The organism is Streptomyces sp. NPDC033845, from assembly GCF_055576225.1.
Window position 1 is genome coordinate 1 of the sequence record NZ_JBVIRI010000041.1, and the last position, 18072, is coordinate 18072.

Below are 18072 nucleotides of genomic sequence, written 5' to 3' on the forward strand. Positions count from 1 at the left end.
GCCCCGCCGAAGATCCGGAAGTCGTGCGCGTAGACGAAGACCGTCCGGCCCTCGACCGTCCCCCACCCGGTGATCACACCGTCGGTGTAGGGCTTCTTCTCCTCCAGTCCGAAGCCGGTCGCCCGGTGCCGGCGCAGCAGCTCCACCTCACTGAACGAACCGGGGTCGAGCAGCAGCTCGATGCGCTCGCGGGCGGTCAGCTTGCCCTTCGCGTACTGCGCCTGGGTCGCCTTCTCACTGGGGCCGCTCCACGCCTGTGCACGGACGGCATGCAGCTCCGCCACCCGCCCTCGGGCATCGGCCGTATCCACAACGGCCGGAGCTTCGTTGCTCACCATCGTCACGACAGGTCCCTTCCTCGATGTGTCTTCACTGCCAGCTGCGCGGGGAGCGGTAGCCGCCGGACTCCGGCGGCCGCCAGCGGGCGGCTCCGGCCGGCCGCCCGTCGTCCTCTTCCACCGCCGCGCCGTTGCGCTCCGCGAGCAGCGAGAGCAGCACCACGGCCACCGCGGCCACTTCCTCGGCTTCCGCGAGTCCGCGTTCGACCCGCACCAGCGTTCCCCCGTCCCGACCGTCCACAGCTCCTCCTTCGATGTCCGGCCCACCGTCGCCCCTCCGACTCAAGGCGGACTCGGAAAACTCTCGACAGGCCACCGACCAGCGGTGAACAGCCGGTCCAGGGAACTCGGACAATCAAGCCTGCAATTCACCGTGGCCCCCACCGGAACGGAGATTTCACATACGACCCGCCCAGGAAATGCGGAGTTCCGCTGGAGTCCGGCCAATCCGGGCCCTTTCAGGGGTTATTCACCGGAACGCGCCTGCCTATCGTGGCAGGGATTTCGTATCGCTCCTTCGACGGGGCGTCCACGACTAGGGAGAGATATGTCGACTTCAGCACGGTCTTGGAGGACCGTCCTCCTGACCGCGGTGACCGCCGTGGCCGCCGCCGGCATCACCGCACCGCTGCTCGCCGCCCCCGCACAGGCGCACGGCCGCACCCAGAACACCCCCAGCCTCGAAGTCCTCGCCACCGGCCTGAAGAACGTCCGGGACGTCACCGCCCTGCGCGACGGCCGGATACTCGTCGCTGAGGCCGGCGAGGGCAGGACGGACTGCGCCACCGCCCAGACCTGGTGCGTCGGCGGCACCGGCTCCATCTACCAGGTCAGGGGCAGCCAGAAGGGCCGCATCCTGACCGGCCTGCCCTCCACCGGGCAGGGTTCCGCCGCCACCGGCGGCGCCCAGCACGTCAACGGCCCCACCTCCGTGGTCCCCGACCCCCGGGGCGGGTTCCTGGTGCTCTCCGGCCAGGGCGGCACCACCGTGGAGCGCAACGCCCTCGGCCCCGAGGCCGCCACCATGGGCACCCTCTACCGGACCCGCGACAACAAGGTGCTGGCCGACCTCTCCGACCACGAGACCCGCCTCAACCCCGACGGCGGCGACGTCCACGCCAACCCCTGGCGGTTCGTCCGCGAGGGCAGCGGCTTCCTGATCGCCGACGCCGGAGCCAACACCCTGATCCGCGCCAACTGCCGTGGCGTCACCAGCACCGCGTTCGTCCTCCCCAAGAACGAGACCCCCACCGGTCCCGCCGAGGGCGTCCCCACCGGCATCGTCCGGGCCGGCAACGGCACCGTGTACGTCGCCGACATGAGCGGCACCCGGCCGGGCGCCGCCCGCATCTGGAAGATCACCCCGGGCGGTCAGCCGCAGGTCCTGGTGACCGGCCTGAGCAACCTGGTCGACATCGCCCTGGACGGCCGCGGCAACCTGTACGCCCTGTCCTTCACCGACGGCTTCCAGAACGGCCCGCCGCTGCCCGGCCGCCTCTCCCGGATCGACCTGGGCACCAAGGCGGTCACCCAGGTGCCCACCGGCGCGCCGCTGATCGGCCCGGCCGGCCTGGACATCGGCCCCCGCGGCCAGATCTACGTCACCCACAAGTCGGCGGGCAACGGCGGCGAACTCGTCCGCGTCCACCCGTAACCCCACCCCACCCCACCCACCCACCCCGGCCCGCCCCAGGCCGGATCCCGACCGGCCCCGCGACCGGACCCCGGGCCGCCACCCGGAATCCCCCCGCACGACGAACGGCCTGGTCACCGCAGGTTCGCAGTGACCGGGCCGTCCGCCATCCCCCGCCCGCCGTCAGGACCGCACGGACCTCGCCGCCTCCACGAAGGCGTCGAACAGCGGCACGGTGTCCTCACCGAGCTCCCCGTGCGCCTGCACGCCCACCAGGAACGGCGCCGCCGGATCAGCGGCCTCCGCCGCCTCGATCACCCCGTCGGCCGCCCAAGCGGTCGCCACCAGCCCGGCACCGAGCTTGTCGATGCCCTGGTGGTGGTGGCAGTGCACGGTCGGCGACCCGCCGAGCGCCGCCCCGACCCGGGAACCCGGCTCGGTACGGATCACGTACGGGTCGTAGTGCCCCGGCACCCTCGGCGTGTGCTCCGGCAGGTGCTGGACCAGCGTCCCGCCCCGCCGCACCGAGATCAGCTGGAGCCCCCGGCAGATCCCCAGCACCGGGATCCCGCGCTCCTCCGCCACGGCCAGCGCCGCCAGCTCGCTGGCGTCCCGCGCCGGATGCGGGGCCCGGGTGAACTTCCCGGGCTCCTCCCCGTACAGCGCCGGATCGAGATCGGCACCGCCGGCCATCAGCAGCGCGTCCACCCGCCCCATCACGGCCGCCACCGAATCCACGGACGGCGGCAGCAGGAGCGGCGCCCCACCCGCACGCTCCACCTTCTCCAGATACGTCAACGGCAGCAGGCACGCCGCCACATCCCCCCAGATGTTCCAGTTCACCGTTGCTGAATCGGCGGTCAGTGCCACCACAGGTCTTTTCATTCGAAACATCGTCCTTCTGCTCGGCGAGGTGTGAATTCCGCGGCTGAACAGCCCCCCGTCGAGACATCGTGCCCGTGCCCCGCCCCTATGGGGCCCGGTAACACCGCAAAATCCGCATGACCCAGCGGGCCTCAAGCCGCACGCGATCCCACTGCGGGACACATTCAAGTCCCGGTAGACCACAGAGGGCTGCAATATCCGAGAGTTGTGGACCCCAGTCGGAGTGGATAAGGAGAGCACCAGATGCTCAAGGCAAGCGACACCCCGGCGGAGGCGTCCGGGCGGGCCGAGCGGATAGCCGCCCGGTCCCGCTCCGAATGGAAGAAACCGCCCCGCCGCATCGAGAAGTCCGAGTGCATCACCTGCGACACCTGCCTGCGGGCCTGCCCGGCCGAGTTCGGGGCGATCTTCGACCGCGGCATCGACGTGGTCATCATCCCGGAACTGTGCTCCGGCTGCCCGGTCTGCGTCCTCGAATGCCCCGTCGACTGCATCTACGTCGACGAGGACTGGACCCCGACCGACGAGTCCATGTGGAACCACATCGAGCTGACCGCCGGAGGCACCGCGTGAGCGCGCTCCCCGAGCGACCCGGCACCAGCCGCCGGGCCCTCAACGCCAAGAAGCGGCAGAGCCGCCGCCCCAGCCGCCTCGGCCTGCCGGCCGGCGCCACCGCCAAGCCCGACTTCGTACGCGAGGAGGACGCCGGCTTCCCCGGCCTCCTCCAGCGGGTCTGGCGGGAGGCCACCGAAGCCCCCGACCTGACCACCGCCGTCGGCATCCTCACCACCCTCGGCGGCCACGTCCCCGCCGACGTCCAGCTCCGCGCCCTGCGCACCGCCGACGAGAGCGCCCTCAAGGTCCTCACCGGCATCACCTGGCGCGAGGACGACCCCTACGCCCACCTCGGCGCGGACGCCCTCGACCCCGCGAACCCGGTGTTCCTCGGCGAGATCGGCCTCACCACCAGCGGCCGCGTCGTCATCCGCGTCCCCGGCCAGGGCCCGCTGTCCGGCACCGCCACCCTCGTCGGCGGAGTCCTCCGCGCCCCCTGGTCCGCCCGCGCCCTCGACGACTACCGGGCCGAACTCGCCCGCGCCGCCGAACGCTTCGAGCAGTCCGTCGCCGACAGCCGCGGCTGGCTCGACTCCCTCGGCCCGCAGGGCCGCGACGAGGCCCTGGCCGCCCTCACCGAGGCCGCCCAGCGCACCGCCCCGTTCATGCTCTACCAGGAGGACAAGCAGTACACGAACTTCCGCGACGGCAACACCGTCACCGGGAAGACCCTGTGGCCCGGCCACCCCGACTGCTTCCTCAGCGCCCTCACCGGCCTGCCCCTGGACCTGTGGCCCGACAACGACGCCGTCGTGGTCACCTGCCTCACCCTCCTCATCCGGTCGGCCGGCTACGCCCGCATCGAGGAGGCCAACGGCACCCAGCTGACCCTCGACCACGTCGCCCACCAGCTGGAGCAGAACCGCCGCCACTACAACGCGGTGCCCGGCGGCGAGATCGTCCCCCGGCCCGCCGAGGCCACCGTCGCCGGACTCGACGCCCTCGCCCGCGCCCTCCACGAACGCCGCAAGGGCGTCACCCAGAACGCCCAGCTCTACCGCGAGATCCACGGCGCCCTGGTCCACAAGATCGAGCGGGTCGCCGAACCCTACGGGGACGCCGCCCGCGCCCGCGAGGAAGCCGTCGTCACCTGGCTCCGCGAACGCCTGCCCGTCACCGGCGAGACCCTCGCCGAACTCGGCGACTCCCTCGCCGCCGCCCCCGACTGGCTGGCCCTCCCGCACGGCGGGTACGGAACCGGCCTGGAATCCCTGGTCTACGAGACCGTCGCTGCCACCACCGACGCCTTCGCCTGCGACTTCGCGATGAGCCGCGGCATCCGCTCGCTGCCCCGCCTGATCCAGGCGCTGCGAGAGGAGGACTGGGCCGGGATCACCGACTGGGGCATCACCGAGTTCTTCTGCTGCGTGGTCCCCAGCCCGGAGGCCCGCCAGTACTTCGGCGGCTCCAGCGCCCGGCTCGCCGACACCGCCTGGGCGATGTCCTCCCGCATGCAGTACAACTCCTGGCACTTCATCGCCGGCAACCTCCCCCGCACCAAGGAGGTCGAGGCCCGCGACCACTTCGTGCCGCCGACCATCCCCGACATCGCCTTCTACTCCGACCAGCACCACCACGGCCACGTCAACAACATGGTCCGCTTCACCGTCCGCAGCCCGCACGCCGTGGACGTCCTGGACCGGCGCTTCAACGGCTTCATGGACCTCCGGCTGCTGCGCAGCGCCGGAGACCCCTTCGACACCCAGGACATGCTGGCCGCCCACCGCACCTCCGGGTTCATCGCCCGCGCCTCCAGCCTCGCCGCCACCCTCGCGGCCGCCGGAGCCGACGCCGAGATCACCGCCTTCGACTCCCAGTGGCACTGGGACACGGTGATGGCCGCCGCCCCCGACGCGGAGACCGCCCCCGAACAGGTCGCCTGACCCCACCACCCACCGACCCCCCCCCCGGACCCACCGACCCCACCGAACCCACCCGCCCGCCCACCCCAGACCGAACGAACGGACCGACCGAGGAGACCGCGTGAAGCCCATCGGCGTAGGCGAGACCAAGCAACTGCTCCGCCGGCGGGACACCACCGTCCTCGAACACGTCCAGTCGGTCCTCAGCACCATCCACAAGCACGACGGGGAGATCGGCGCCTACCTCTCCGTCTCCGGCGAAGCCGCCCTCCAGGCCGCGGAACAGGCCGACGCCCGCATCCGCGAGCTCGGCCCCGCGGCCTGGCAGGACCGGCCCCTCCTCGGGGTCACCGTCTCCGTCAAGGACCTCATCCAGACCAGCGACCTGCCCACCACCCGCGGCTCCCTGCTCCCCAACGGCCGCGCCCAGGCGGACACCCCCGCCGTCGCCCGGCTCCGCGCCGCCGGCGCCGTCATCATCGGCAAGACCACCACCTCCGAGTACGGCTGGAGCGCCAGCACCGTCTGCCGGGTCGCCCCACCGACCCGCAACCCGCGCGACACCGCCCTCACCGCCGGCGGCTCCAGCGGCGGTGCCGCGGCCGCCGTCGCCGCCGGCATGTGCGCCGGCGCCCTCGGCACCGACGGCGCCGGCTCCATCCGCATCCCCTCCGCCTTCTGCGGCACCGTCGGCTACAAGCCCTCCTTCGGCCGCGTCCCCTACGTCCCCTCCGGCGCCGAACGCCTCGCCCACCTCGGCCCCATCGCCAACAGCGTCCCGGACGTCATCGAACTCGCCGCAGTCCTCGCCGGCCCCGACCGCCTCGACCCCGACAGCGGACTCGGCACCCTCGACGCCCCCCGCGACCGCCGCTCCCTGCGCATCGGCTGGGTCGAGTACCCGGGCACCACCGAGGAGGTCCGCAAGGTCACCGAACGCGCCTGGCCGCTGCTCGCCGCCGACGGCCACCACCTGGAACGCGTCACGGTCCGCTGCGGAGGCCTCTACCCCGCTCTCGTCGACATCATCGCCGCCACCGAGGCGGCCGGCACCAGCCCCGAGGACGAGGAGTGGATCGACCGGGGCCGCCTAGAGATCGTCCGCTACGGACGCACCCTCAGCGGCCCCGCCGTGATGCGCGCCGAAGGCGTCCGCCACGAACTCCGCTCCACCCTCCGCTCCGTGATGGACCGCTTCGACCTCCTCGTCATGGCGACCGTCCCCATCGAACCCTTCGCCGCCGAGGCCATCGGCCCCGAGTGGGCCGCGGACCCCCGGGATCTACTGTGGCTCGACTGGGCCCCAGCTTCGTACCCCTTCAATATGACCGGCCAGCCGGCAGTGTCCCTGCCCGCCGGACTCACCACCGACGGGCTCCCCGTGGGCCTCCAGCTGGTGGGCCCGGTCGGCGCGGACGACCTCGTCCTGTCCACCGCCCTGCGGATCGAGGCAGAACTCGGCACGCTGCCCCCCATACCGGAACGCGTCACCGAAGGAGTGCTGTAGCCCATGTATGCACGGTCATGGTCTCGCCCGTACGGGGAAGGCGGCGTCGGCCGCTCGTCATTCGTCGCCGAATTCGGCCTCTGGACCGAGGAGCAGAGCGCCGCCGCCGAGCAGATCGAAGCCGGTCTCGACGGCATCGACCTGGTCCGCGTCGCCTTCTGCGACCCGCACGGCCTCGCCCGCTCCAAGACCGTGACCGTGGACACCTTCCGGTCCGTCCTGCGCAACGGCATGGACTTCAGCCCCGGCCCGTTCCTCTTCGACACCGGCCACGCCGTCGCCGTCGACTTCCAGGCCGGCGACCCCGGCATCGGCATCAGCGAGATCACCGGCGCCGGCAACTTCGTCCTCGTCCCCGACCCCCTCACCTTCCAGGTGCTGCCCGCCGACCACGGCCCCCGCACCGCCTGGATCCTCGGCGACGAACACCTCCGCGACGGCACCCCCCACCCGCTGTCCAGCCGCCACGTCCTCAAGAAGATCGCCGCCCGCTACGCCGCCCGCGACCTCACCCCCGTCGTCGGGCTCGAAGCCGAGTGGTACCTCACCCGCCGCCTCGCCGGGCCCCCCACCAACACCGGGAACGGCTTCGGCCTCCAGGGCCCCGCCCCCCTCGTCGAAGCCGTCAACTCCGGCTACCAGTTCAACGGGGACAACGCCTACGCCTCCGTGGCCGCCGTCACCGACCCGCTCGCCCTGGACCTCGTCAACCTGGGCCTGCCGCTGCGCACCATGGAACACGAGTCCGGACCCGGCCAGGTCGAGACCACCTTCAGCCCCATGCTGGCCGTGGACACCGCCGACGCCATGCTGCTGTTCCGCACCCTGGTCAAGCAGACCTGCGCCCGCCTCGGCTACCACGCCTCCTTCATGTCGCTGCCCCGCGTCGACAGCTTCGACCCCAGCGGCTGGCACCTCAACCAGTCCGTCATCGAAGCCCGCACCGGCCGCAACCTGTTCGCCGCCGACAGCCTCACCGGCGGCATCTCCACGGAGGGCAAGGCCTACGCCGAGGGCCTCATGGACCGCGCCCGCGCCTACTGCCTGCTGTCCGTCCCCACCGTCAACGGATACCGCCGGCTGGGCGCCGAGCACTCCCTCTCCCCGACCCGGATCGGCTGGAGCTACGAGGACCGCGGCGCCATGATCCGCGTGGTCGGCGGCGGCAGCTCCACCCACATCGAGAACCGGGTCGGCGAACCCTGCGCCAACCCCTACCTCAACATCGCGGCCCAGCTCCACGCCGGCCTCGAAGGCCTCACCGGCTTCCCCGGCACCACGGCCCCCGTCACCATCGGCACCCCCGCCCACGACGGCCCGTACGAGACCCTCCCGCAGTCCCTCCCCGAGGCCCTCGACGCCTTCCGCGGCGGCCCCGCCGCCGAACTCCTCGGCGCCCCCCTCGCCGCCTGCCTGGTCAAGCTCAAGGAGAGCGAGGCCTCCCGCTACGCCGCCTGGGCCGCCGAAGCCCGCCCCACCGGCAGCGCCACCACCGAATGGGAGCAGCGCGAGTACTTCGAACACTTCTGACCCGGCCCCCCACCCGAGAACACCGGACAGCCGGACAGCCGGACAGCCGGACAGAAGGAAGCAACCCGCGATGATCCCCCGCTACACCCTGCCCGAGATGGCAGCCCTCTGGACCGACCAGGCCCGCTACGAAACCTGGGTCCGCGTCGAGATCCTCGCCTCCGAGGCCCAGGCCGACCTCGGCCACATCCCCCGCGAAGCGGTCGACGCCATGCGCGAGGCCCCCGTACCCCTCGCCGCCCGGGTCGCCGAGATCGAGCTGACCCGCGACCACGAGGTCCTCTCCTTCCTCGCCGCCTACTGCGAGAACATCCCCGAGGACAGCGCCCGCTGGGTCCACCTCGGCATGACCAGCTACGACCTCGTCGACACCTCCCTCGGCCACACCCTGGCCCGCGCCACCGACCTCCTCACCGCGGCCGCCCGCCGACTGCGCCGGATCCTCGCCGACCGCGCCGCCGAGCACTGGAACACCCCGATCATCGGCCGCACCCACGGAGTCCACGCCGAGCCCACCACCTTCGGCCACAAGCTCGCCGGCTTCGCCTTCGCCGTCGACCGCTCCCTCACCCGGCTGGCCGCCGCCCGCGAGGCCGTCGCCGTCGGCACCGTCTCCGGATCCGTCGGCACCTACGCCCTCATCGACCCCGCCGTCGAACGCCATGTCTGCGAGGCCCTTGGCCTGGGCGTCGAACCCGCGCCCAGCCAGGTCGTCGCCCGCGACCGGCACGCCCAGCTCCTCCAGGCCGTCGCCGCCCTCGGCGCCTGCGTCGAACACCTCGCCCTGGAACTCCGGTTGCTCCAGCGCACCGAGGTCCGCGAGGTCGAGGAACGCCGCTCCAGCGCCTACCAGGGCTCCAGCGCCATGCCCCACAAGCGGAACCCCACCACCAGCGAACGCCTCAACGGACTCGCCCGACTGCTCCGCGGCTACGCCAACACCGCCGTGGAGAACGTCGCCCTCTGGCACGAACGCGACCTCGCCCACCAGTCCGTGGAACGCGTCATCCTCCCCGACAGCCTCACCGTCGGACACTTCCAGGCGACCCGCGCCGCCGACCTCGTCGAAACCCTCACGGTCTTCCCCGACCGGATGAGCGCCCACATCGACCAGACCGACGGACTCGTGCACAGCTCCGCCGTCCTCGCCGAGCTGCTCCGCGACGGCACCGAACGCGAACGGGCCTACCGCTCCGTCCAGGCCGCCGCCAACCGGACCATCGCCACCGGCGAGCACTTCGGCACCACCCTCGCCAAGGAGGGCATCGACCTCGGCCCGCTCACCCCGGACCGCTTCCTCCGCCACCACGACGTCATCCGCACCCGATTGGAGCAGCTCCGTGAGCTGGAAGATTGAGCGCGTCGAAGGCCGCGCCCTCGACCTCGACGAAGTCCTCGACGTCTACCGCACCTCCGGCCTCGGCGAACGCCGCCCCATCGAGGACACCGCCCTGTTCCGCAGCATGCTCGACAACGCCAACCTCGTCCTCGTCGCCCGCGAGGACGACCGGCTGATCGGCATCGCCCGCAGCATCTCCGACTTCAGCTACGTCACCTACCTGTCCGACATCGCGGTCGCCGGCAGCCACCAGCGGTCCGGCATCGGCCGCGCCCTGATCGAGGCCACCCAGAGGGAGACCCCCGGCGTCAAGATCGTGCTCCTGTCGGCGCCGGCCGCCACCGCCTACTACCCGCACATCGGCTTCACCCAGCACGGCTCGGCCTGGGTCCTCAACCCCTGACCGCCGGCCGCGCCCGCTCGTGCCGGGCTCGCGAACGAACGGAAGCCCCTTCAGATCACCGCCACCGGTCTGTAGTTTTTCCGACGAGCCCAGCACGAGCCCTCATTGAAGAATCCCAATGGGATGTGTGAGTCGCGGGGGAGACATGACTCGGAATTCCACCGGGGCCGCCGTACTGGAGCCCCACATACCGGCACCGCCCCACCTGACGGCGGAGCACCGCACTGCCACCACCGAGGAACCCGCCACCGGCACCGGCCCGGGGCCGCGCCCCGCCACCGGCCCGTACGGGCACCACCGCATCCTCGTCGTCGACGGCACCCCCGAAGGCGCCGAACCCCTCATGGACCGGCTCCGCCGGCACGGCCACGACACCGTCCACGTGCAGCGCGGCAGCACCGCCCTGCACGCCCACCAGGACGCCGACCTCGTCCTCCTCGACCTGGACCTCCCGGACCTCGACGGCCTCGAAGTCTGCCGGGTCATCCGCTCCACCAGCCGGGTCCCGGTCATCATCCTGACCAACCGCGGCACCGAACTCGACTGCGTCCTGGGCCTCCAGGCCGGCGCCGACGACTACCTCGTCCGCCCGTACGGGTTCCGCGAGCTCATGGCCCGGATGGAGGCCGTCATGCGCCGCTCCGTCCCCGAGCCCGCCGGCCCGGCCCGCGAGGTCGAACACGGCCCGCTCCGCATCGACCGCAACTCCCGCCAGGTCACCCTGTCCGGACACGAGGTCAAACTCACCCGCAAGGAGTTCGACCTGCTGCTCCTGCTGGCCTCGCACCCGGAGACCGTCATCCCCCGCAAACGCCTGCTCCAGCAGGTGTGGGGCGACTCCTGGTCCCGCCGCACCGTCGACACCCATGTGAGCAGCCTCCGCGGCAAGCTCGGCGACAGCGGCTGGATCGTCACCGTCCGCGGGGTCGGATTCAAACTCGGTCACATCTGACCGGCCGCGCCGGTCACACTTCCCGCGCCGCATCCGTCATACCTGTGACAGACGCCCACCACCGCCCACCCGAGCGGAACAGGCGTCCGGCAGGCTCTGAAGGAGGACGGCCGTGCAGACACGAATCCCCGGTCCTGCGGTGATGGCTCCCGGCTCCACGAAGGCCCTGGCAGCACTCTCCGCGTCCGCCGCGCTCGTCGGGGTGGCCCCCGCCACCCAGTTCCTGGTCCATCTGCGCGCCAGCCAGCTGATCGGCTGCGGCACCTGCTCCCGGACCCACGGCCGCGCCCTGAAGCGCAAGGGGGAGACCGACGAGCGCCTGGACGCCGTCGCCGAATGGCGCGAGCAGCCCGCGGACGTCTTCACCGACGCCGAACGCGCCGCGCTCGCCCTCACCGAGGCCGTCACCCGGGCCGGCTCCGACACCGACGACCGGGTGCCCGACGAGGTCTGGGCCGAGGCCGCCCGCCACTTCGCGGACCGCGCCCTCGCCGCCCTCTTCTCCACCATCACCACCAGCGACGCCTGGCACCGCACCCACCCGGCCACCGCGAAGACCCCGAAGACCCGCCGGCCGGCCACCGCCGTCCCGGCCGGCCGCACCGGCACACCGCGCCCGCGCACCGCACCGGTGACGGTCACCCCGGCCGGCTGGGCCCAGCAGACGAACCGCCGTACGCACCCCGCCCAGCAGCCCGCCGCGGCCGCCGCCCCCGCCAACTGGACGCGCGGCACCCGGGCACACTGCTGCGGCCGGTGCGAGTCCCCCCGCCCCGGCCGCTGAGCCCGCCCGCCGTCAGGCGGCGTACAGATCGAAGGTGGACCCCCGCTTCGCCCCGGCCGTGACGTCCAGCGCCGGATCGACCGCCAGCATCGCCTGGTGCAGCCGCTGCAGCTGGGGCGAGGGCTCGACCCCGAGTTCCTCGATCAGCCGGGCGCGCAGCCGCCGGTAGATGTCCAGACCGGTGGCCTGCCGGCCGGACCGGTACAGCGCGACCATGGCCTGCGCGTGCAGGCTCTCGTGCTGGGGGTGCCGGGCGATCAGCTCGGTCAGCTCCGGAATGAGTTCGGCGTGCCGGCCCAGCCTCAGGTCCGCGTCCACCCGCCGCCCCACCGTGCCCAGCCGGCTCTCCTCCAGCCGGGTCGCCTCGATCTCCAGGATCGGCCCGACCCGTACGTCGACGAGCGCGGGCCCCTGCCACAGCGCCAGCGCCTTCCGCAGCACCGCGGCCGCCAGATCGTCCTCACCGGTGTCGAAGGCCCGCTGCCCCCGGGCGACCAGTTCCTCGTACTCGTGCACGTCCACGCACTGCGGGGGGATCTGTAACAGGTAGCCGCCGTGCCGGGTCGCGAGGACCTCCTTGGCGGCCCCCGGCGCCCCCGGCCCCATGGCCGTGCCGAGCCTGCGGCGCAATTGCAGGATGTACGTCTGAAGGGTGGTCAGCGCGCTCTGCGGCAGCTCGGTGCCCCAGATCTCCTCCATCAGCATGGGCACGGGCATCACCCGGCCCGGGTACAGCGCCAGCAGCGTCAGAATCTGCCGTGGCTTGCCGGCCGTCGGAACGATCGAGCCGCCGTTGACCTCGGCGCTCAACGGACCCAGAACCTGAATCTTCACGGTCTCCTCCGAACGGTCACGGCGGGGCGCCGCGGGGGCCGTTCCGTCAGCCCACGCGTGCGAGTCGGTCTGCTCCCGCGTCGGCGGGCTCGACGGGGTGCTCGGGGCCGGCCATCAGGATCGACCGCTGGAGACCGCGCAGCGCGGTCGACGGTTCGAGCCCGAGCTCGCGAACGAGCGTGGTGCGCAGCCGCTGGTAGACGTCGAGGGCTTCGCCGCGGCGTCCGGACCGGTGCAGGGCGAGCATGAACTGGCCGTGCAGGTTCTCGTGGGTGCGGTAGCGGCTGGCGAGCACGGTGAGCTCGGCGAGCAGTTCCCGGTGCCGCCCCAACCGCATGTCGGCCTCGATGCGCTGGTCCAGCGCACACAGCCGGGTCTCCTCCAGCCGCCGGGTCTCCATCTCCAGTTGCGCTCCGCCGTACACGTCGGCGAAGGCGGCCCCGCTCCACAGGGACAGCGCCTCCCGCAGCAGCCGCGCGGCTCCGGGGAAGTCCCCGGCGTCCATGGCCCGGTAGCCCATCCCGGCGAGCCGGTCGAACTCCCGCACATCACTCGCGCCGCCGTTGCTGGCCAGCAGGTATCCGCCGGGGAGGGTGACCAGGACGTCCTTGGCGGTGCGCCGTTCGTCCTCGCCCCCGGCCTCCAACGCCGTGGTGATCAGCGCCCGCAGTTGCAGCACATACGTCTGCAAGGTGGTCCTGGCGCTGCGCGGCGGTTCGCCGGCCCAGAGTTCCTCTATCAGGGCGGCCACCGGCACGACCTGGTCGGCGTGCAGGGCCAGCAGTGCCAGCACCTGTCGCGGCTTGGGAGCGGTCGGCGTGATGGAGACCCCGTTCTCACGCACCGCCAGTGCACCCAGTACTGAGATGTCCACGCCGTACTCCCCTGTCGGTGGATGAGCCTCCGTCAGTAAAAAACAGGACCGGCGGTTTGTCAATACCAAACCGGTTGTGCTGTTTTGCTCAGGAAACACCCTGCAATTCGCTCAACCACCCACTCTGACCAGCGAATTCAGAACCACTGGAGATCCACTCAAACGGCCTGCCGGGCACCCGGCAGCCAGATCCGGACCTCATATCGAAGAAAACCAGCCAGCGAAAACCAGACCTACCGGCCCGATTCCGATCCACCCGCGTCCAGCCGGTCCAGTTCCCCCGGAGCCGCGAGCCTCGGCAGCAGCAGCTCCCAGAACGAGGTCACCTCGTCCCGGGACATCCCCCGCGACTCCGCGGCCCCGAGCACCTCGAACCCCACCATCGCCGCGACCACGGCCTTCGCCGCCACACAGGCCTTCACCCCGTCGGCCAGCTGGCGCTCCCGCTCGGCGGCCCGGAAGACCTCCTCGGTCCAGGCCCGCCACTGCCCCCACGGATCCGCCACGCTCACCCGGGCCGCGTCGGAGCACAGGCCGAAACCCGCCCGCACCACCGGGTCCCCGCCCAGCAGGGCCGCCAGCTCATGGGTCGAGTCCACCATCAGCTGCAAGGCGCCGGCACCCCGGTCCATCCGCCCCCAGGTGATCCGCCGGACCGCCTCGGCGGCCCGCCGCTCCACCACCTCCGCCAGCAGCGGCTTGCTCCCGAAGTGGAAGTGCAGCCCACCCGCGCTGACCCCGGCGCGCTTGGCGATGGACGCCACCGAAGCCGTGACGAAACCCTCCTGCGCGAACGCCTCGGCCGCCGCGCGGACGAGCGTCTCCCGCGTGCGAGCGGCACGTTCCTGTTTCACCACGGCGTCTCCACAAACCGCGACAACGGTTTGCCCGGCAAGCGAGCCTGACCACCCCTCACAAAAACCAACCAGAAGGTCCGTATTTTATCAGCCGGACACATGCCCGCAAAGGCCGGGCCACGCCACCGCCCCGCGACCCGGCCCGGACAGCCCGTCAGCTCCACTCCCCGCCGGCCACCTGCCGGACGGTGAGGTTCACCCGGTTCCACAGGTTCACCGTGGCGATCGACAGGATCAGCGACGCGAGCTGCTGCTCGTCATAGTGCTTGGCCGCCATGTCGTAGATCTCGTCCGGCACCTGGTCCGCCCGGTCGCTCACCCGGGTCACCGCCTCCGCGAGCGCCAGCGCGGCCCGCTCGGCCTCCGTGAAGTACGGCGACTCCCGCCACCCCGCCACGGTGTCTATCCGCTCGTCGCCCTGCCCGCTCTTCCGCAGGTCCCCGGCGTGCATCAGCACGCACACACCGCACCCGTTGATCTGGCTGGCCCTCAGGTGCACCAGGTCCAGGGTGCTCTTGGGCACGCCCACCGCACGCGTGGCCTTGTCCAGCGCCATCAACGCGGGAAGCGCGTCGGGAACGATCATCGCCGGATTGCCCATCCGTGCCTGCATCGCACGTCTCCTCAAGTCTCGTCATCGGGTTCGACACCCCTATGACGGAACTCGACGGGCGAGTGTGACCGCCTCCGCGAGAAAACCGAAGGGCCCCGGGCGGACAACCCACCCGAGACCCTCACGGGCCCCAGGAAGGCCCCTGGAAGCCCTCCACAGCCCCGACACCGACTCCCGTACCCCCAGGGGAGCCGAACAAGCCCTAGCCGACCGCGTGCAGCGCCCGCCGCCGCTTCGACTCCGCCGCCTTCTTCGCGGCGGCCTGCGCGGCCCGCTTCTTCCGCTGCTCGGCCAGCTGGTCCTGGTAGGCCGCCACCGCCAGGTGGTAGCTCGCCACGTACCCCCGGGCGTCCAGCCGCTCCTCGGCCGGCATCTCGTTCACCGCGGCCACCGCGTCCTCGAACGAGTTGTACCCGGCCAGCATCGGGTTGATCTGGTAGACCCCGTTGCGGACCTTCCGCACCAGCTTGGCCAGCTCCAGACTCCGCAGCGCCGCGTTCACGCTCGGCCGGCTCAGGTCCAGCAGCCCGCCGACCGTCGCCTGGTCGATCAGGATCCGCCCACCCGGCTCACTGAGCGAACGCAGCTTCAGCAGCACCCGGTACGCCGCCGGCGGGAGGTCGAGGTCGGAGAGGAGCCCGTCCGCGTTGACCGCAGCGAATCGCAAGGTGCTCACTGAGCTGTCCCTTCTTCCGTGCGCTTCGACCGGCTCAGCCGACGCGCAGCGCGCTCTTTTGCCCGTTCGGCCCGCAGTTCCGCGATGGCCTGACGCATGTGGTCCAGCGACGGGAAGCGCACCAGATCCGGCAGACTCGCATCGCTGCGGATCTGCGAGATCGTGCCGTGCTGCTCCACCTTCACGAACTCACCCGTCATCTCAGTACCCGGGATGAACTCGGCTACCCGGTAACTGTAGGGCGGGTTGAACTGATACACACCCCGCCGCACCTTGAAGACGATCCCATGAGACATCACCGTGTGGAGCGCTTCAGAGGTCTTCGTCCGACTGACATCCAGGATGGTAGCCATCTCCTCCTGGGTGAGCGGAATCCGCCCCCCGGCCCGCTGGCAGGCGATGAGCAGCAGGATCAGCCGCAGCGGCAGCGCCTCCCGGAAGTACTGCGCGATCACCAGGAAGAACTCCAGGCTGTCCATCGAGAACGCGTTCGGCTGACTCTGCGTCCCGTAGAACTCCAGCGGCTTGCGCTCGCCGTCCAGGGTCAGCTTCCGACTCGGATACCTCTTCGCGAGGCCGTCCAGGTCCTTGACCGGAGCCAGCGGCTGGCTCCACGCCGAGATCGCGTCATCAACAGGGAGATCAGGACGCGGCGCACGCGCCGGACCCGGCCGGCGGCGCTGTGGCTCTGATGACACGAGGCTGCTCTCCACTTCGTTGATCTGCGTGGAGAGTATGTCAACAAGGGTGACACAAGTGTCACGCTCGTTGACGTTCGGCGTGTCTTGTGTCCCCCCACGAGGGACATATCTCGGCCATCAGACTTCGCGCCACCCACCCTCCCAACCCAACCGACCGGCCACCCAGTTCGCCGACACATCTCCCCTAAAACGTCAGCCCCGCAGACGTTTTAGCCCTAATTACGTTTGCCACGCTGACGTTTTGCAAGCGATGTGTCCCCCCACCAGCGACACATCGTCCGAGATATGTCCCCTCAGGAGGTACATATCTCCACGAACGCACCCCCTCTGACCTGCGCAAACGCATCTCCGTACTCTCTATATGCACCTGGTCTGTCGTCTGCGGCCCCGAACAACCCCAAAACCAGGCCCCCCAACACCTCCTCGACCCACCCCCAGCACCCCCCAACCCCCCACCCCGCCCAACCGGACACCCTGTCCGAACCAAGCCACAAAGTGACCGATTCCCATTTCTATCCGCCCACAACTTTGAACCACCCCCTCAACCACCCCCCAAGCCACCCTCAAGCACACCCCACCCCCAACACCCGAGCAGCCACGGCGATAAACACCCCGGAGGCCTCCTTCGCCTCATCCGCAACCCATACGTGGCATCAGCAGCCACCCGTGGCGGCCCCACCAACTCCGGCACCGAAACCTGCAACCGAATATGCGGCGCCGTAACAACAGCCCGAGTCTGAGCCGCCAGCTGGTCCTGCCGATACGTACCGGCCTTCTGCTCCCCAACTCGGTCCCCACCAAACAATGCTGAAAGGCTCAGCAGCCAGGACACTAGCCAGCGTCCCCAAAACAGCAACAATCGAAAACCATATGGACATAAGCTGCCAAATCTCCTCAAAAAATCAGTACTAATCGCCCGTTCTGAAAACCTAGGAACCCTAGTAACTACCCCACCCATTTCATTTCTAAGCGCTGGAAATCCAAAAGAACTCACCTGAAAAACAAGGAAATTGCCTTTGTCTCACGAAGCGCCGGCTCTCCTTCAATAACACAACACTATGGCGCTAAAAGGCCCACTCGCGCAGAGCGCGAGAAAGAGACCTGTTTCCAGAGAGCCCAAGGCTTCTTTACCTGGCGCACAGCACCAGGTATTCCGCGCGCGCGAAGCGCGCGCTTTCACTGTCTATCTCCGGAGCAGAGTGGAGGAGAGGCCCTGAAAGGGCCCGCCCTCGCGGAGCGAGGGCTCATCTGCCCCCAGCGCGCAGCGCTGGGGGGCCTGTGTCCTGGGCGGCACAGGCACCGAGTTCGCTCTCGGGCAGCAAGAATCTGTCTCTCCTCAGCGCGTAGTGCTGAGGCATCTGTTGTCCGGAGCGAAGCGTAGGACAGCCCCTGAAGGGGCCCGCCCTCGCGCAGCGAGGGCGCATCTGTCCCCAGCGCGTAGTGCTGGGGTGTCTGTTGTCCGGAGCGAAGCGGAGGACAGGCCCGGAAGGGGCCGTCCTCGCGGAGCGAGGACCCATCGTTCCTCAGCGCGCAGCGCTGAGGAATCTGTTGCCCGGAGCGAAGCGAAGGGCAGGCTCCGAAGGAGCCCGCCCTCGCGCAGCGAGGGCGTTGCCCTCCTCAGCGCGCAGCGCTGAGGAATCTGTTGCCCGGAGCGAAGCGAAGGGCAGGC

General features: G+C 70.8%; 18 protein-coding genes. 9 read left to right on the top strand and 9 right to left on the bottom strand.

The genetic code is table 11. The annotated features are described in order from the left end of the window. On the bottom strand, positions 1-338 hold a 338-nt coding region (locus tag ACZ50K_RS36180; protein WP_468911453.1), incomplete at its 3' end, for a carboxyl transferase domain-containing protein. Positions 339-369: 31 nt separating this feature from the next. Continuing rightward, positions 370-579, bottom strand: a complete 210-nt coding sequence (locus ACZ50K_RS36185) for an acyl-CoA carboxylase epsilon subunit (RefSeq protein ID WP_468911414.1) — start codon at positions 577-579, stop codon at positions 370-372. Between the two features lie 306 nt (positions 580-885). Between ACZ50K_RS36185 and ACZ50K_RS36190 the strand changes: the two genes are divergently transcribed. After that, a complete protein-coding gene (locus ACZ50K_RS36190; protein WP_468911416.1) occupies positions 886-1992 on the top strand; it encodes a ScyD/ScyE family protein in 1107 nt (368 codons plus the stop codon). Positions 1993-2154: 162 nt separating this feature from the next. On the opposite strand, the gene ACZ50K_RS36195 is transcribed toward ACZ50K_RS36190, so the two are convergent. After that, positions 2155-2856, bottom strand: coding sequence for a gamma-glutamyl-gamma-aminobutyrate hydrolase family protein (locus ACZ50K_RS36195; RefSeq protein WP_468911418.1), 702 nt, complete (start codon positions 2854-2856; stop codon positions 2155-2157). 243 nt (positions 2857-3099) lie between these two features. On the opposite strand from ACZ50K_RS36195, the gene ACZ50K_RS36200 reads away from it, so the two are divergent. The 8 genes from ACZ50K_RS36200 (at position 3100) to ACZ50K_RS36235 (ending at position 11848) form a co-directional block, all read left to right on the top strand. Beyond that, positions 3100-3429 (top strand): ATP-binding protein, encoded by a 330-nt coding sequence (locus ACZ50K_RS36200; RefSeq protein ID WP_468911421.1) that lies wholly within the window; start codon positions 3100-3102, stop codon positions 3427-3429. Further along, a complete protein-coding gene (locus ACZ50K_RS36205; protein ID WP_468911422.1) occupies positions 3426-5354 on the top strand; it encodes a hypothetical protein in 1929 nt (642 codons plus the stop codon). The genes ACZ50K_RS36200 and ACZ50K_RS36205 overlap by 4 nt, the downstream gene beginning before the upstream one ends. Positions 5355-5454: 100 nt before the next feature. Further along, positions 5455-6840 (top strand): amidase, encoded by a 1386-nt coding sequence (locus ACZ50K_RS36210; RefSeq protein ID WP_468911424.1) that lies wholly within the window; start codon positions 5455-5457, stop codon positions 6838-6840. A gap of 3 nt (positions 6841-6843) precedes the next feature. Next, a complete protein-coding gene (locus ACZ50K_RS36215) occupies positions 6844-8370 on the top strand; it encodes a glutamine synthetase family protein (RefSeq protein WP_468911426.1) in 1527 nt (508 codons plus the stop codon). A gap of 70 nt (positions 8371-8440) precedes the next feature. Beyond that, positions 8441-9727, top strand: a complete 1287-nt coding sequence (gene purB / locus ACZ50K_RS36220; protein WP_468911429.1) for an adenylosuccinate lyase — start codon at positions 8441-8443, stop codon at positions 9725-9727. After that, on the top strand, positions 9711-10112 hold the full coding sequence (locus ACZ50K_RS36225) for a GNAT family N-acetyltransferase (RefSeq protein WP_468911431.1): 402 nt from the start codon (positions 9711-9713) through the stop codon (positions 10110-10112). The genes purB and ACZ50K_RS36225 overlap by 17 nt, the downstream gene beginning before the upstream one ends. A gap of 145 nt (positions 10113-10257) precedes the next feature. Continuing rightward, a complete protein-coding gene (locus ACZ50K_RS36230; protein WP_468911433.1) occupies positions 10258-11064 on the top strand; it encodes a response regulator transcription factor in 807 nt (268 codons plus the stop codon). 112 nt (positions 11065-11176) lie between these two features. Next, on the top strand, positions 11177-11848 hold the full coding sequence (locus ACZ50K_RS36235; protein WP_468911435.1) for a carboxymuconolactone decarboxylase family protein: 672 nt from the start codon (positions 11177-11179) through the stop codon (positions 11846-11848). Between the two features lie 12 nt (positions 11849-11860). On the opposite strand, the gene ACZ50K_RS36240 is transcribed toward ACZ50K_RS36235, so the two are convergent. The 6 genes from ACZ50K_RS36240 to ACZ50K_RS36265 form a co-directional block, all read right to left on the bottom strand. After that, positions 11861-12682: an AfsR/SARP family transcriptional regulator gene (locus tag ACZ50K_RS36240; protein ID WP_468911438.1), complete on the bottom strand. Its 822-nt coding sequence runs from the start codon at positions 12680-12682 to the stop codon at positions 11861-11863. Positions 12683-12728: 46 nt separating this feature from the next. After that, positions 12729-13556 carry an AfsR/SARP family transcriptional regulator gene (locus ACZ50K_RS36245; RefSeq protein WP_468911440.1) on the bottom strand — a complete coding sequence of 276 codons (828 nt, stop codon included), beginning with the start codon at positions 13554-13556 and terminating at the stop codon, positions 12729-12731. Positions 13557-13789: 233 nt separating this feature from the next. Then, a complete protein-coding gene (locus tag ACZ50K_RS36250; protein ID WP_468911442.1) occupies positions 13790-14410 on the bottom strand; it encodes a ScbR family autoregulator-binding transcription factor in 621 nt (206 codons plus the stop codon). A gap of 157 nt (positions 14411-14567) precedes the next feature. Continuing rightward, positions 14568-15026 carry a carboxymuconolactone decarboxylase family protein gene (locus ACZ50K_RS36255; RefSeq protein ID WP_468911445.1) on the bottom strand — a complete coding sequence of 153 codons (459 nt, stop codon included), beginning with the start codon at positions 15024-15026 and terminating at the stop codon, positions 14568-14570. A 202-nt stretch (positions 15027-15228) separates the two neighbouring features. Further along, on the bottom strand, positions 15229-15702 hold the full coding sequence (locus ACZ50K_RS36260) for a MarR family transcriptional regulator (protein ID WP_468911447.1): 474 nt from the start codon (positions 15700-15702) through the stop codon (positions 15229-15231). After that, the gene (locus ACZ50K_RS36265; RefSeq protein WP_468911450.1) at positions 15699-16415 is read right to left on the bottom strand and encodes a hypothetical protein; all 717 of its coding nucleotides are present in this window, start codon (positions 16413-16415) and stop codon (positions 15699-15701) included. The genes ACZ50K_RS36260 and ACZ50K_RS36265 overlap by 4 nt, the downstream gene beginning before the upstream one ends. Positions 16416-18072 lie beyond the last annotated feature (1657 nt).

Bases quoted from the DNA above. Each gene is read 5' to 3' on its own strand.
- ACZ50K_RS36230 (WP_468911433.1), top strand. From the start codon at position 10,258: ATGACTCGGAATTCCACCGGGGCCGCCGTACTGGAGCCCCACATACCG.
- ACZ50K_RS36215 (WP_468911426.1), top strand. From the start codon at position 6,844: ATGTATGCACGGTCATGGTCTCGCCCGTACGGGGAAGGCGGCGTCGGC.
- ACZ50K_RS36195 (WP_468911418.1), bottom strand. From the start codon at position 2,856: ATGAAAAGACCTGTGGTGGCACTGACCGCCGATTCAGCAACGGTGAAC.
- ACZ50K_RS36200 (WP_468911421.1), top strand. From the start codon at position 3,100: ATGCTCAAGGCAAGCGACACCCCGGCGGAGGCGTCCGGGCGGGCCGAG.
- ACZ50K_RS36255 (WP_468911445.1), bottom strand. From the start codon at position 15,026: ATGCAGGCACGGATGGGCAATCCGGCGATGATCGTTCCCGACGCGCTT.
- purB (WP_468911429.1), top strand. From the start codon at position 8,441: ATGATCCCCCGCTACACCCTGCCCGAGATGGCAGCCCTCTGGACCGAC.
- ACZ50K_RS36190 (WP_468911416.1), top strand. From the start codon at position 886: ATGTCGACTTCAGCACGGTCTTGGAGGACCGTCCTCCTGACCGCGGTG.